Source organism: Saccharothrix syringae (genome assembly GCF_009498035.1).
In the GTDB taxonomy this organism is placed as follows: domain Bacteria; phylum Actinomycetota; class Actinomycetes; order Mycobacteriales; family Pseudonocardiaceae; genus Actinosynnema; species Actinosynnema syringae.
In genome coordinates this window covers 10,661,129-10,675,079 of sequence record NZ_CP034550.1, presented here as the reverse complement: position 1 = coordinate 10,675,079, position 13,951 = coordinate 10,661,129, and the positions used below count along the sequence as shown (strand labels likewise).

Here is a 13,951-nt window from a genome sequence, read left to right as displayed (position 1 = left end):
CCGGCGGCGCACCCACCAGGGCATGACCCCGTTAGTCGCGGTGCTGCTGGCGAGCGCGTTGACCGTCCCCGGCCCACCGGCCACCTACATGCCCGCGGACAAGCAGGGCTTCGGCACGGCCCACCAGCGCAGCAGCCCGGTCTGGTTCACCCTCGGCCGCACCGGCCTGAACGAGGTCTTCTACCCGGACCTGAGCACCCCGGCGACCCGGGACCTGCGGCTGGTGGTCGACGGCCGGACCGCCGACCACGCCCACACCGAACCGGTCGGCAGGCTGCGCTACCGGCAGGTGTTCCGCGGCCCCGGCTGGCGGGCCGAGATCACCTACACCACCGACCCGTCCCGCGCGACCGTGCTGGCCGACCTGCGCCTGGACGCCGACCGGCCGGCGGACGTGCGCGTGGTGTTCGACCCGAACCTGTCCCGCGACGGCGACGACGACACCGCCGTCGACCAGCCCGACGCGCTCGTCGCCCGCGACTCGCGCTCGGCGAGCGCCCTGGTCGCCACGGGCGGCATCGAGCCCGTCGGGGCCACCACCGGCAACGTGGTCCAGACCGGCGCGCTGCGCCTGGACCGCGGCCGCACCACCCTGGCCATGGGGTTCGGCGCGACGCCCGGGGAGGCCCTGACCACGGCGCGCACCTCGCTGGCCGAGGGCTTCCAGCGGCACGCCCACCGCTACGACCGCGGCTGGGACGACTACCTCAGGGGGCTCGAACGGCCCCGCAGCGCCGACCGCGCCCTCTACGAGACGTCCCTGATGGTCCTGGCCGCCACCGAGGACAAGCGCAACCCCGGCGCGTTCGTCGCCTCGCCGGGCTTCCCGTGGGCGTTCGGCTTCGACCGCGGGATCGCGCCCGAGTTCGGCTCCTACGCCCTGGTCTGGCCGCGCGACCAGTACCACGTGGCGAGCGCCATGATCGCGGCCGGCGACACCGCTGCCGCGCACCGCGCGCTCGACTTCATGCTCCGTGTCCAGCAGCAGCCCGACGGGCACCTGCCGCAGAACACGCGCGTGACCGGCGAGCCGTACTGGACCAACGTCCAGCAGGACGAGCAGGCCGCGCCGATGCTGCTGGCGTGGCTGCTCGGCCGCACCGACCGGGCCACCCTGGACGGGCTGGCGCGCGCCGCCGAGTTCATGGTGTCCCAGCCGGACGCGCCGTTCACGCAGCAGGAGCGGTGGGAGAACCAGAGCGGGTACTCGCCGGGCACCATCGCCGCCGAGATCGCCGGCCTGGTGTGCCTGGCCGACCTGCTCCAGCGCGCCGGCGACCCGCGCGCCGCCCGCTACCTGGGCATCGCCGACGGCTGGGAGCGCCGGGTCGAGGAGTGGACGGTCACCCGCACCGGCCCGTTCTCCGACCGGCCCTACTACCTGCGGCTGACCAAGGACGGCAGGCCGGACGCCGGCACCGCGTACAACCCCGGCGACAATTACCCGACCGCGATCGACCAGCGCGCCGCCGTGGACCCGAGCTTCCTCGAACTGGTGCGCCTGGGCGTCAGGCGCCACGACGACCCGGTCGTGCGCAACACCGTGCGGGTGGTCGACGACCAGCTCAAGCGCGGCCCGTTCTGGCACCGCTACAACGGCGACGGCTACGGCGAGCGCGCCGACGGCGGCCCGTGGAACATCGGCCACGGCCGCACCTACGGCAGGCTGTGGCCGATCTTCGCCGGCGAGCGCGGCGAGTACGAGCTGCTGGCGGGCGACCCGGCCGCCGCGCGCCGCCGCCTGGCCGACGTCGCCTCCACCGCCAACGCCGGGCGGATGCTGCCCGAGCAGGTCTGGCAGGGCCGCGGCACCACCTCGGCGACCCCGCTGGCCTGGACGCACGCCCAGTACGTGCGGCTGGCGTGGTCGATCGACGCGGGCGCGCCGGTGGAGCGGCCCGCCGTGGTCGCCTGCCGCTACGCGCAGCGCTGCTGAGGACCCGCTCCCGCCCGTTCGGGCCACCGTTCGGGCGAACGTCCGATACGTTGAGGTCATGCGTCGTGCCGTGCCGCTCCTCGCCGCCCTGGTCCTGCTCGCGGGCTGCTCCGAGACCACGGGAGGGTCCGCCACCGGCTCCGCGGGCCCCGCCACCGCCTCCACCACCAGCGCCTCCGGCTCCGCCACGAAGTCGCCCGTCGACCGGCCGAAGACGATCGACGTCGAGGGCGTCGACCCGTGCTCGCTGCTGACCGACGCGCAGCGCGCCCAGTTCGGCCTCGACCGGCCGCCCGCCCCGGGCACGTCCACCGTCTACCGGTCCCCGACGTGCGACTTCAACCGCGAGGACCGGCGCAACAGCGTCCGCGTGACGACCGTGACCACCACCGGCGTCGAGTGGTACACCGACGGCAGCTTCGACGTGGAGGCGCAGCAGCTCCAGGTCGGCGGCTTCCCGGCGGTGCTCGGCCGGGCCTCCGACGACCAGGAGACCTGCTTCCTCGGCGTGGACGTCTCCGACGGGCAGATGGCCGACGTGCAGATCACCAGCCTCGAAGGCGTGCCGCAGGACGAGCTGTGCCGGATCGCCACCCAGGTCGCCGGCGCCGTGGTCGACACCCTCGTGAACAAGTAGAACTACTCGATCCGGTGGCGGAACCGCTCACCCGGGTGACGCATCAGAGCTATTGTCATCCCGAATGCACACGGTGGGGTGTGTGCAGCACTGAGGAGGGTGTGTCGTGTTCCTTGCGGACGGTGGTGGTGGGGGCTCCACGCAGACGAGGCCCGACTACAGCGGGACCCAGCAGCGGCTCCACGTCGAGCCCTCGGCGATCCCCGAGGCCCGGAAGGTCTTCACCGCCGCGCTCGACCGACTCGACAACCAGCTGGCCGACGCCAAGGCCGCGCTGCGGGCGCGCCGCTGGGCGGGCGACCCGGTGAGCCAGGAGACCGCGGAGAAGTTCAACCAGGACACCTTCGAGGCCGGCGACGCGGCGGCGCTGACCGCCATCGAGGCGTACCGCGAGCAGCTCCAGGGCGTGGTGGACCAGCTGACCGCGATCGAGGCGGACTACCGCCGGGCCGAGGGCGACAACACCGCGTCCTGGGGACGCGTCAACAACGACTGACGTGACGACCAACGCACCCGAGGGGGGCGAGCACCATGGGTGACCACCGCTGGCGCGGTTACGCACACCCCGATCTGCACCGCATGATCAACGAGGGTCCCGGCGTGGCCGCCTCGCGGCCCATCGAGGACAAGTGGAAGGCGCTGTCCGACACCCTCGCCGAGATCGACGGCTCCATCCACGAGGGCCTGGCGAAGCTCGGCGCGGTGTGGGAGGGCTCCAGCGCGCAGGAGGCGCAGGCGGCGCTGTCCCCGCTGGGCCAGTGGGCGTCGGACGCGCAGCAGGCGTCGGACGTGATGAAGTCCTCCGCGCAGCTGCAGGGCGAGTACATCGCCGACGCGCGCAAGGAGATGCCCGAGCCCGTCCCGGTGACCACCGAGGCGCCGTCCACCGGTGACAAGATCCTCGGCGCGCTGGCCGGCCCGGCCGGGATGATGCACGTCATCCAGCAGCAGCAGGACCACGAGCGGCAGGAAGCGGCGCAGGACAACGCCGAGGCCAAGGCCGTCGAGGTGATGAACACCTACCAGTCCAACAGCGAGTGGAACAGCAACACGCTGGGCCAGTTCGTGCCGCCGCCGAAGGTCGTCATCGACACCCCGCCGCCCGCCGGCGCCGGCGAGTACAACAGCACCAGCGCGAACTACCGCTCCACCCAGGCGTGGACCCCGCCGGCCGACAGCGGCACCACCCACGCGTCGTGGGCGCCGCCGACGACCGGCCCGTCGGTGCCCCTGCCCGGCCAGATCCCGGGCCACCAGCCCGGCGGCGGCACCACCAACCCGTCGTGGGCGCAGCCGCCGGGCACCCCGGTGCCGCAGCCGCCCGTGACCACGCCGCCGCCGGTCACCGTCAAGCCGGTGCCCACGCCGGTGCAGCCGCCGATGTGGACGCCGCCGAAGCCCCCGGGCAACGGCGTGCCGGTGCCGCCCAAGGGCCCCAACGGCCCCGGTGGCCCCAACGGCCGCCCCGGCCTGCCGTCCGGGCCTCGCCTGCCCGGCGGCCCGGGTGGTCCCGGCCCGCGCGGCGGCCTGCCCGGCCTGCCCGGCGGTCCCGGTGCGCGCGGCGGCCTGCCGGGGATGCCCGGCGGCCCGGGTGCCCACGGTCTGCCCGGCGGCGGTCTCCCCGGCGGTGCCAACCCGGCGGGCGTGGGCCCGCGCGGCGGCCTGCCCGGCGGTCCCGGCGGCTTCGGCCCCGGCGCGGCGGGCGGTCCCGGTGCGGCGGGGCGCCCCGGCGGTCCCGGCGCGGCCGGTGGCGCGGCGGGCGGCCGCGGCGGCGAGGGCGAGGAGGACCTGGAGCACAAGGCGGCCGACTACCTGGTCGAGGCGGAGGACGTGTTCGGCGACGACCGGCTCGTCGCGCCGCCCGTGATCGGGGAACTGCCGCAGTAGCCTTTTCGGCACCGTGCACGGGCCCGCGCCGCACGCCGCGGCGCGGGCCCGTGCCCGACTTCGAGGACGGGACCTGGAGCGGTGACCTATTTCGGGGGGCAGGCGGAGCGGGAACCCATCGCGCTCTCCGCCGAGGAGTTCGACGTGCTGTGGGAGCGCCTGGACCTGGGGCAGATGCCGCTGGTCGTCAAGGTGCCCTCGCCGGGCCGGACGCACCGGGAGCGGGCCGAGCTGGAGCGGCGCGTGTGGCACGGCATCGGTGCCCGCGGGCTCGGCGGCCCCACCGGCCTGCACCCGGAGCTGGACCACCTGCTGCGGCTGTTCTCCCGGCCCGAGCGCGAGGTCGACGGCCGGGTGTGGGTCGGCCGCAGCGTGCGCGTGCTGGCCGTGGCCAACGGCGACGACGGCGCGGTGGCCACCCTGTCCGACGACCGGCTGACCTTCCGCCGCGCGGCGGGCAGCGGCCTGCCGTCGGCGGTGCTGGGCGTGCTGCCCGCGCACCCCGCCGGCGCCGGCCACTCGGTCACCATGCCCAGCGCCGACCTGGAGGCGGCGGTCAAGCAGTCCGACGGCTCGCCCCGGTCGCTGGAGGACTCGCTGCGGCGGCACGGCGTGCGCCAGGAGGACGCGGCCACGCTGGTGAAGATGTTCACCGGGCTCGTGCACACCGGGAACTTCGGCGCGGCGGCCCGCGACAAGTACGGCAAGCGGTGGCGCCCCGACCGGGTGGTGGCGTTCTTCGACACCGAGGACGGGCGCTACCTCCAGCAGCGGCGCGCGTCGAACGGCGCGGAGCCGTGGAGCACGTTCACCCCCACCGACTCCCGGCGGCTCACCCACCAGGTGGAGGAGCTGCTGGCCGAGGCCCTGCGCGCCGCCGGGCAGCACGTCGGGCGATAACCTCGGCGGGTGCCGTCGAAACCCGTCGACCCGCGCGAGGCCCGCGCCGCGGTCGAGGCCGTGCTGCCCTGGCTGGCGGGCGCGGCCGAGCAGCCGCCCCGCCCGGCGCTGGCCGCCGCGGTCCGGCTGAGCCTGCGGACGCTGGAGCAGGTCGCGCCCGGCCGCAGCGTGGAGGTGCGGGTGCCGCCGTTCGCCGCCGTGCAGTGCGTGGCGGGACCCCGGCACACCCGCGGCACCCCGCCCAACGTGGTCGAGACCGACCCCCGCACCTGGCTGGAGCTGGCCGTGGGCCGGCTGGGCTGGGACGCGGCGGTGGCCGGGGGCCGGGTCACCGCGTCCGGCAGCCGGGCGGACCTGTCGGCGCTGCTCCCGGTGCTGCGCTTCTGAACTAGGCTCGACGGGGTGAAGGCGCTCAAGGCGTGCGCGGCCGTGCTGGCGGCCGGTGCCCTGCTCGTCGGCTGCGGCGACGAGTGGTCGGGGGAGCTGCGGCTCAAGGTCGTCCGGGTCGTCGACCCGAACAACGGCAGCCCCACGCGGGTCGCCATGGAGCTCGACGGCGACCAGCCCGACGCGCCCCACACCGGCACCTACGGCGCGGACCTCGACCGGCTGCCCGAGGGCGTCGCCGTCGGGGACGTCGTGGTGTGCACCGTGACCAAGACCGACGAGAACGGCCTGGACGGCGTCGACCCGGAGTACCGGGTCGGTCCCTGCCGGGCCGCCTAGGCCGTCGGCCGTCGGGCCGTTCGGGGGGCGCCTAGAACCAGGACCCGACGGTCCGGTCCCACGCCTCGCCCACGCCCTCCACGACGTCGCGGCCGAACTCGACCACGTCGCCCACCCCGCCGACCACCACGTCGGCGGCGTCGCTCACCAGCTCCTTGCCGGTGTTCAGCAGGCCGGTGCCCGCGTCGGACCAGTTGCCGTTCCACGCGTCGCGGCCGGCGCCGTAGAGGCCGGTGCCGACGTCCATGCCCAGGTCCGCCACGCCCGCGGCGGTGCCGGTGACGAGGTCGACCGCCGGACCGACCACCGGGACGTGCGAGTACGGGCCCGAGGGGCCCAGCGGGGCGTCGTACCACTTCTGCCCGGTCACCGAACCGCCGTCGCCGGTCGCGATCCGGGCCAGGTTGCCCAGCGACTCCGAGTTCGGCGTGTAGTACTCGGAGTGGGCACCGTGGATCATGGTCGAGTCGGTGGTGCCGAACGCGCGCGCGCCGAACGCGTCGTCGTACGGGCCGGTCGAGGAGCCGTCCTCGGTGAACCAGGTGGAGCTGGTGCCCTGCACGACCGGGTCGTGCTCGGTCGCGCCCACGTACACGTGGCCCGCGCCCACCGACAGCTGGCCGACGTGCGACGCGCCCACGCCGGGCGAGCCGACGAACGCGATGTCGTCGGCGGCCAGGCCGTTCATGCCCGCGTAGCCGACCGTGGTGGAGCCGTAGGAGTGGCCGATCACGGTCAGGTGCTGGCGGTTGCCCGCGGCCTCGGCGGCGGCGCGGTAGCCGTTCACGTCGGCGACCAGGTTCGCGCCGCCCTCGCGGGCCTGGGCCGGGTCGTCCACCTCGCCGATCGCCCAGCCCGGCGCGTCGTAGCCGAGCCACTGGATCGTGGCGTTGCCCTCCGCGCCCATGGCCGCGCGCAGGTTGCCGGCCTGGCCGACGGAGAAGCCGTCCAGCGTCGAACCGGTGCCGGGGACGGCCACGGCCAGGTTCCTCGCGGTGTCCGGGTCGCCGTAGGCGATGGCGGTGGCACCGTCGCCGCGCGGGCCGTACGGGTCCCACGCCAGCACGCGCACGTCGGGCCTGCCCGCGGCGTTCAGCCAACCGTGGTCGGTCGCGATCCGCTCGGCGTCGGCGATGCTCTCCTTGACCTTCCCGGCGTTCTCCGCCTTGGTCGCGGCCTCCTGCCGCTGCTCGGTCAGTTGCGCGTACCGGGGGTCGTTGAGCAGGCGGGTGAGGTCGCCGGACTCGTCCGGGTCCAGGCCCAGCTCGCGGGCCCGGTCGGCCAGTTGCGCGTCGAGCCGGTCGCGCTCGGCGGAGAAGCGCTGGAGGTCGTCGTCGATGCGCAGCCGGTTGGCCTGGTCCAGGACGCCGGAGGGCAGGCCGCGCAGCCGACCCAGCTCCTGGAACCGGGTGCGCAGCAGCTCGTCCTGCTGTTCCTCGGGCAGCGACTTCCACCAGGCGGCGACCTGGCGGGGGTCGGTGCCGGGCGCGGGCACGGCGGCGGTGGAGCGCACGGCAGTCGCGGTGGCGTTCCAGCCGGGGTCGGCGGCCGCGGTCTCGGCGAAGCCGGGGCGCACGCCCTTGAGCGCGTTGGCGTAGGAGCGCAGGACCTGCTCGTAGCCGTTCTTGACCCGGTCCAGCTGCTCGTTGACGCGGTTGGCCAGCTCGCGGGTCTGCGCCTCGTCCAGGGCGGGCGAGCGGCCGCGCCAGAAGTCGATCAGCTGGTCGGCGCTGCCGCGCATCTGCGCGTAGGCGCGGGACGCGGCCCGGACGATCTCCGCGCCCGCGGTCAACCGCTCGCCCGCGACGGCCGCGGACCTGGCGGACAGCTCGGCGCGGGCCCGGAAGCCGGTGGCGGCGTCGCCCCGCCAGGACGCGGCCGCGGTCGAGCCGCCGGCCTCGACCGACCGGCCCGCGCGGTCCACCGCGCTGCGGGCGCCGGTGATGGGGTCGGCCGCGGCGGCGACGCGGCCCGCGTCACCCGTGGCGAGGCGGGCGTAGAGGGCTTCGGGGTCGGTGTAGCTCACGCCGCACCCCCCTCGATGCCGCCCCCGATGCCGCGGAAGGCGGTGTCGGAGTCGTCGTCCACGCGCTGGTAGGCGTCGGCGTTCTCCTCCAGGCCGTCCGCGCTGTCGCGGTACCAGGCGCTGCCGCGCCGCAGGTCGTCGGACTGCTCGCCGGACCACCTGGCCAGCGCATCCACGAACTCGGCAGCCGCGGGGACCTGGCCCAGCGCGTCCGCGTCCAGCCGGAGCAGGGAGATCAGCTCGGCACCGTCCGCCGCCGCGTCCGCGCCCTCGTGGAACTGCCCGGACGCCGAGCGCAACGCCTCTGGTCGCACACCGAACACGGTTCCCCACCCTTCGTGCCGCCGCCGCTGGGAATTGCGACGCGCGGTCACCTTCTCCGGTTCCACCCCGCTTCGGCCCCCGGTCGGGCACGGGGTGGATGCGGGTCGGGCGCGGGTGAGGTGCGGGGGCGAGCAGGGGGTCTGCGGGGTCGAGCGCGGACTGGGCGCGGGGTCGGTCCTTCGGGAGCCGCGGGAGGTTCCGGTGGACCGCCGGTCCCGCCCACCTGCCAAGATCACCCGATCGTGACCTTGCCGTGATCGAACACCCGTTCGAACATGGAGACATGATCCCCTTGCTCCGGCTCTTCGAACTCCTGTACCTCCCTTTCCGGCTGCTCCACCTGCTGGACCGCCTCGCCGCGCCGTCCCGCGCCCGGCACCGCGCGCCTTCCGCCCCGGCGCTGAGGTGGCGCCGGTGGAGGGCGTTCATCGCGGGGCTCACCCGGCCCGCCGTGCCCGCTGTGAGGCTGGTCCGGCCCGCCGCACCTGCCGCGGGGCTCGCCCGGTCCGCCACGGGGCCGCCGCCCCGCCCGGGCGCAGGTCGTCCGGACGACTTCCGCCCAGGCGACTTCCGCCCAGGCGATCTCCGCCCAGGCGATCTCCACCCGGGAGGCCCCCACCCCGGCGGTCCCCACGCGCCCGGTTCCCACCCGCCCGGTTCCCACCCGCCCGGATTCCAACCAGTCGAACCCCACCCTCGACCACCCGTGTCGCGTTCGGCCCGGGTCCGACCCTTCGTGTCCCAAACGGGCATGCCGGGTCCGGGTCTGCCGCGCCCGGCCCCGCTCCCCGACGCATCCGGTCCCGTCCCGCCCCGGCCCGCTCTCGTCTCGCTCTCGCCTGGTCCCGTCCCACCCTCGCCTGGTCCCGTCTCGGTCTCGCCCGGCCCGGTCCCACCCTCGCCCAGTCCCGTCCCGCTCTCGCCCGGTCCCCTCCCGCCCTCCCTCGCCCCGCCGTTCCCCTTCCCACCCACTCCACCCCCGTTCGCCGGAACCGCCGGCGCCTCCTCCCGCTCCAACCCCCGGGCAGGTGCGGCACGATGACCGCTACTTGCGAACTCGGCGGGGAGGCTGCACGTGCCAGGAGGGTGGACCACCCAGCGGTGGACCGAGGTCTTCACCGAGCAGGCGGCGATGTTCCGCGCGGCGGTCGGCAAGGCCGACCCGGCGGCGCCCGTGCCGAGCTGCCCGGGCTGGAGCTTCACCGAACTGACCCTGCACGTCGGGCGGTTCCTCGAAACGTCCCTGGAGTACCTGCGCACCGGCAGCACCACCCGCCTCCGCCTGCCACCGCCCCCCACCGGCGCGGCGCCGCTGGACTACCTCGACACCCAGCTCGCCCGGGCCGCCGAGGTACTCCCGGCCGTGCCGGGCAACCGGGCCGCCTGGACGTTCTCGCCCGCGGCGCCCGACCTGGCCTGGGTGTGGCACCGCCGCATCGCCCACGAGCTGGACCTGCGCCGGTGGGACGCGCAGGCCGCGCTGCGGGAGCTGGTGGTCGGTGACGCCGACTTCGCCGTCGACGGCATCGACGAGGCGCTGACCACCCTGCTCGCCGCGAAGTACGCGACCGACGTGCCGCCGACCGCCGAGGGCACCGCGCTCGTCCAGCTCACGGACGTGCCGGAGGCATGGGTGGTGGCGTTCACACCGGGGCAGGTGCCCGAGGTGCGCGCGGCGTGGCCGGGGGAGGAGACCGACCTCCGGGTGACGGGCGAGGCGCAGCTCGTGCACTACGGCCTGTGGGGCCGGCTGCCGCTCAAGCACACCGGCGACGAGAAGGTCTGGTACGCCCTGAAGCTCGACTGAGGGTGCGTTTCGTCACGATACGGGGGTCGACAGGCACTGGTACCACCACCCGACAGCCTTACACTCGACGGTGCAGCCCGCCCTCGTCGCTAGGGAGCACTCGGTGGTCTCCGACCCGTCCGCAACCGGCCGCATCGACCACGAAGCACAGGAAGAACGGGAACCCCGCGAAGAATGCGGTGTGTTCGGCGTCTGGGCTCCCGGTGAAGAGGTCGCCAAGCTGACCTACTACGGCCTCTACGCCCTCCAGCACCGCGGCCAGGAGGCGGCGGGCATCTCCGTCGGCGACGGCGGCCAGGTGGTGGTCTTCAAGGACCTCGGCCTGGTCAGCCAGGTGTTCGACGAGCAGGTGCTCTCCAGCCTGCGCGGCCACGTCGCGGTCGGCCACTGCCGCTACTCCACCACGGGCTCCACCACGTGGGAGAACGCGCAGCCGACGTTCCGCACCACGGCGACCGGCTCCGGCCTGTCGCTGGGCCACAACGGCAACCTGGTCAACACCGCCGACCTGCTGGTGCGGGCCCGCGAGGCGGGCGTCGACACCGGTCACGGCGCGACCACCGACTCCGACCTGGTGTGCGGCCTGCTCGCCGCGCACGCCGCCGACATCGGCATCGAGCAGGCGGCCATGCGGCTGCTGCCCACCCTGCGCGGCGCGTTCTGCCTGGTGTTCTCCGACGAGTCCACCCTCTACGCCGCCCGCGACCCGCACGGCGTGCGCCCCCTGGTGCTCGGCCGGCTGGAGCGCGGCTGGGTCGTGGCCAGCGAGACCGCCGCCCTGGACATCGTCGGCGCCTCGTTCGTCCGCGAGGTCGAGCCGGGCGAGCTGATCGCCATCGACGAGAACGGCCTGCGGTCCAGCCGGTTCGCCAACCCCGAGCCCAAGGGCTGCATCTTCGAGTACGTCTACCTGGCGCGCCCGGACACCACGATCGCCGGCCGCTCGGTGCACGCCGCCCGCGTGGAGATCGGCCGGCGGCTGGCGGTGGAGCACCCGGTGGAGGCCGACCTGGTCATCCCGGTGCCCGAGTCCGGCACCCCCGCCGCCATCGGCTACGCCCAGGCCAGCGGCATCCCGTACGGGTCGGGCCTGGTCAAGAACGCCTACGTCGGCCGCACGTTCATCCAGCCGTCGCAGACGATCCGCCAGCTGGGCATCCGGCTGAAGCTGAACCCGCTGCGCGACGTCATCCGCGGCAAGCGCCTGGTCGTCGTGGACGACTCGATCGTGCGCGGCAACACGCAGCGCGCGCTGGTGCGGATGCTGCGCGAGGCGGGCGCGGTCGAGGTGCACGTCCGCATCGCGTCGCCGCCGGTGAAGTGGCCGTGCTTCTACGGCATCGACTTCGCCTCGCGGGCGGAGCTGATCGCCAACGGCCTGGACAACGACGGCATCCGCCGGTCGGTCGGCGCCGACACCCTGGGCTACGTGTCGCTGGAGCAGCTGGTCGCGGCCACCGAGCAGCCGAAGACCCGGCTGTGCACGGCGTGCTTCGACGGCGACTACCCGATCCCGCTGCCGGAGGACGCCCTGATCGGCAAGCACCTGCTGGAGGGCATCCGCGGCGTCGCGGGGGCGGCCACCCCGGTCCTGCCGAACGGGTACGGTGCCGAGGACGCCCTGCAGCGGCCCTGAGCGGGACCGGCGGGGGCGACGGGCACGAGCACGGGCCCCGGAGAAAACCGGATGCCCCGGACCATGGAGCACAGTGACGTGACGGACAGCGCCAAGGCGACCTACGCCGCAGCTGGGGTAAGCATCGAAGCCGGCGACGAGGCGGTGGAGAAGCTCAAGCCGTGGGCGGCGAAGGCGCAGCGTCCCGAGGTGCTCGGCGGCATCGGCGGCTTCGCGGGCCTGTTCCAGCTCAAGCTGGACCGCTGGAAGGAGCCGGTGCTCGCCTCCTCCACCGACGGCGTCGGCACCAAGATCGCCGTCGCGCAGGCGATGGACAAGCACGACACGGTCGGCGTCGACCTCGTCGCCATGGTCGTGGACGACCTGGTGGTGTGCGGCGCGGAACCGCTGTTCATGCAGGACTACATCGCGATCGGCAAGGTCGTGCCGGACAAGGTCGCGGCCCTGGTCAAGGGCATCTCCGAGGGCTGCGTGCAGGCGGGCTGCGCCCTGCTGGGCGGCGAGACGGCGGAGCACCCGGGCCTGATGGGCGCGAACGACTACGACATCTCCGGCACCGGCGTCGGCGTGGTCGAGGCCGGTGCCATGCTCGGCCCGGACCGCGTCCGAGCCGGCGACGTGGTGATCGCCATGGGCTCTTCGGGCCTCCACTCGAACGGCTACTCCCTGGCCCGCCACGTCCTGCTGGACATCGCCCGCATGCCGCTGGAGGGCCACGTCGAGGAGTTCGGCCGCACCCTCGGCGAGGAACTGCTGGAGCCGACCCGCATCTACGCCAAGGACTGCCTGGCCCTCGCCGCGGAGGCGGAGGTCCGCACCTTCGCCCACGTCACCGGCGGCGGCCTGACCGCCAACCTGGCGCGCGTGCTCCCCCCGGGCGTCCGCGCCGACCTCAGCCGGGGCACCTGGACCCCCGCTCCCGTGTTCGCCCTGATCGCCCAGCGCGGCCGGGTCGAGCGCGAGGAGATGGAGAAGACCTTCAACATGGGCATCGGCATGGTCGCCGTGGTGGCCCCCGAGGACGTCGACCGAGCGCTGGCCGTCCTCACCGCCCGCCACGTCCCGGCCTGGGTGCTGGGCGACATCGTCTCCTCCGAGAGCGAAACCCCCACCGCCACCCTGACCGGCGACCACCCCAGGTTCTGACCCACCAGCCATTACGTCTCCTGACGAAACTCGGAGTAACTCGATCGGGTGAGAATCGACCGGATAATGTACGGAAACGCCGTTACCGTCATCCGTTGAAGAGCATGAGGTAGCCGGCTCAACCCGAACCCGACCGACCGCAACCCCCGCCCACGACCACACCACCCCACGACGAGGTGGCACTACCCCGGACGCGACAGCCCGGCCGGTCACGACAGCCCGGTCGATGGGTCGGGACGGGTCGGTGGAACGGGGTAGTGGCCGGGACGGGACGGTGGGACGGGGCGGGGCGGTGAGTCGGGACGGGGGCGGTAAACCGGACGACCCACCCCCGCCGGCCCTTTAACCTGGTCACCATGGCGGAGGACTTGGTCGTAACGCGGACGCTGGTGGTACCGGCGGCCGAGCTGGGCGAGCGCTTCTCGCGCTCCTCGGGCCCCGGCGGCCAGGGCGTGAACACGGCGGACAGCCGGGTCGAGCTCTCGTTCGACCTGGCTGCCTCGCCGTCCGTGCCGGAGTGGCTGCGCACCAGGATGCTGGCCCGACTCCGGACCCGCCTGACCGACGGCGTGCTCACCATCGCGGCGAGCGAACACCGGACCCAGCTCCAAAACCGCGCCGCAGCACGGGAAAGGATGGCCCGACTCCTGCGCGACGCGGCCGCCGCTCCACCCCCGGTGCGCCGCGCGACCAAGCCCACCAGGGGCTCGCAGGAACGCCGCATCGCGGAGAAGAAGCGCCGGTCGCAAACGAAGCAGGGCCGCCGCGGTGGAGGCTGGGACTAGACGGCCAGGCCCAATGACCGGTCTCGAACGGCCGGCCCCGGACGGTTGGCCCCGGACGGTCGACCCCAGAACATTTTGGCCACGAACGGCTGAATTTGGCGGCTGGGATCGGGCAGCCGGGGTTGGGCTGAACGGCCGGAC

14 protein-coding genes are annotated in these 13,951 nt (G+C 74.5%); 11 read left to right on the top strand and 3 right to left on the bottom strand.

The genetic code is table 11. The features are described from left to right. Positions 1-22 precede the first annotated feature (22 nt). From EKG83_RS45470 to EKG83_RS45440, 7 genes are all read left to right on the top strand, one after another. Positions 23-1,936, top strand: coding sequence for a glycoside hydrolase family 15 protein (locus EKG83_RS45470; RefSeq protein WP_051764616.1), 1,914 nt, complete (start codon positions 23-25; stop codon positions 1,934-1,936). 58 nt (positions 1,937-1,994) lie between these two features. Next, entirely contained in the window at positions 1,995-2,573 is a 579-nt protein-coding gene (locus EKG83_RS45465) for a DUF3558 domain-containing protein (protein ID WP_084716026.1), read from the top strand. A gap of 106 nt (positions 2,574-2,679) precedes the next feature. Further along, positions 2,680-3,069: a hypothetical protein gene (locus EKG83_RS45460; RefSeq protein ID WP_051764620.1), complete on the top strand. Its 390-nt coding sequence runs from the start codon at positions 2,680-2,682 to the stop codon at positions 3,067-3,069. 83 nt (positions 3,070-3,152) lie between these two features. Then, positions 3,153-4,460, top strand: a complete 1,308-nt coding sequence (locus EKG83_RS45455; RefSeq protein WP_170191765.1) for a PPE domain-containing protein — start codon at positions 3,153-3,155, stop codon at positions 4,458-4,460. A gap of 81 nt (positions 4,461-4,541) precedes the next feature. Beyond that, on the top strand, positions 4,542-5,360 hold the full coding sequence (locus EKG83_RS45450) for an ESX secretion-associated protein EspG (RefSeq protein WP_033428374.1): 819 nt from the start codon (positions 4,542-4,544) through the stop codon (positions 5,358-5,360). 9 nt (positions 5,361-5,369) lie between these two features. Next, positions 5,370-5,747, top strand: coding sequence for a sterol carrier family protein (locus EKG83_RS45445; protein ID WP_033428375.1), 378 nt, complete (start codon positions 5,370-5,372; stop codon positions 5,745-5,747). 15 nt (positions 5,748-5,762) lie between these two features. Next, on the top strand, positions 5,763-6,086 hold the full coding sequence (locus EKG83_RS45440; protein WP_033428376.1) for a hypothetical protein: 324 nt from the start codon (positions 5,763-5,765) through the stop codon (positions 6,084-6,086). Positions 6,087-6,117: 31 nt separating this feature from the next. Here the strand turns inward: EKG83_RS45440 and EKG83_RS45435 are convergent, their stop codons facing one another. The 3 genes from EKG83_RS45435 to EKG83_RS45425 form a co-directional block, all read right to left on the bottom strand. Next, positions 6,118-8,112 carry an alpha/beta hydrolase gene (locus EKG83_RS45435; protein WP_033428377.1) on the bottom strand — a complete coding sequence of 665 codons (1,995 nt, stop codon included), beginning with the start codon at positions 8,110-8,112 and terminating at the stop codon, positions 6,118-6,120. Further along, on the bottom strand, positions 8,109-8,435 hold the full coding sequence (locus EKG83_RS45430) for a hypothetical protein (RefSeq protein WP_033428378.1): 327 nt from the start codon (positions 8,433-8,435) through the stop codon (positions 8,109-8,111). Before EKG83_RS45430 ends, EKG83_RS45435 begins: the two co-directional genes overlap by 4 nt. A 233-nt stretch (positions 8,436-8,668) precedes the next feature. After that, entirely contained in the window at positions 8,669-8,815 is a 147-nt protein-coding gene (locus tag EKG83_RS45425; protein ID WP_153278823.1) for a hypothetical protein, read from the bottom strand. A 696-nt stretch (positions 8,816-9,511) separates the two neighbouring features. On the opposite strand from EKG83_RS45425, the gene EKG83_RS45420 reads away from it, so the two are divergent. The 4 genes from EKG83_RS45420 to arfB all read left to right on the top strand — a co-directional run bounded on the left by EKG83_RS45420 (position 9,512) and on the right by arfB (position 13,810). Further along, positions 9,512-10,243, top strand: coding sequence for a maleylpyruvate isomerase N-terminal domain-containing protein (locus EKG83_RS45420; RefSeq protein ID WP_033428379.1), 732 nt, complete (start codon positions 9,512-9,514; stop codon positions 10,241-10,243). A 103-nt stretch (positions 10,244-10,346) separates the two neighbouring features. Next, a complete protein-coding gene (gene purF / locus EKG83_RS45415) occupies positions 10,347-11,879 on the top strand; it encodes an amidophosphoribosyltransferase (RefSeq protein ID WP_051764623.1) in 1,533 nt (510 codons plus the stop codon). Between the two features lie 63 nt (positions 11,880-11,942). After that, positions 11,943-13,025: a phosphoribosylformylglycinamidine cyclo-ligase gene (gene purM, locus EKG83_RS45410; RefSeq protein ID WP_407690751.1), complete on the top strand. Its 1,083-nt coding sequence runs from the start codon at positions 11,943-11,945 to the stop codon at positions 13,023-13,025. A gap of 356 nt (positions 13,026-13,381) precedes the next feature. Further along, complete coding sequence (gene arfB, locus EKG83_RS45405) at positions 13,382-13,810, top strand: alternative ribosome rescue aminoacyl-tRNA hydrolase ArfB (protein ID WP_033428380.1); 429 nt, start codon at positions 13,382-13,384, stop codon at positions 13,808-13,810. Positions 13,811-13,951 lie beyond the last annotated feature (141 nt).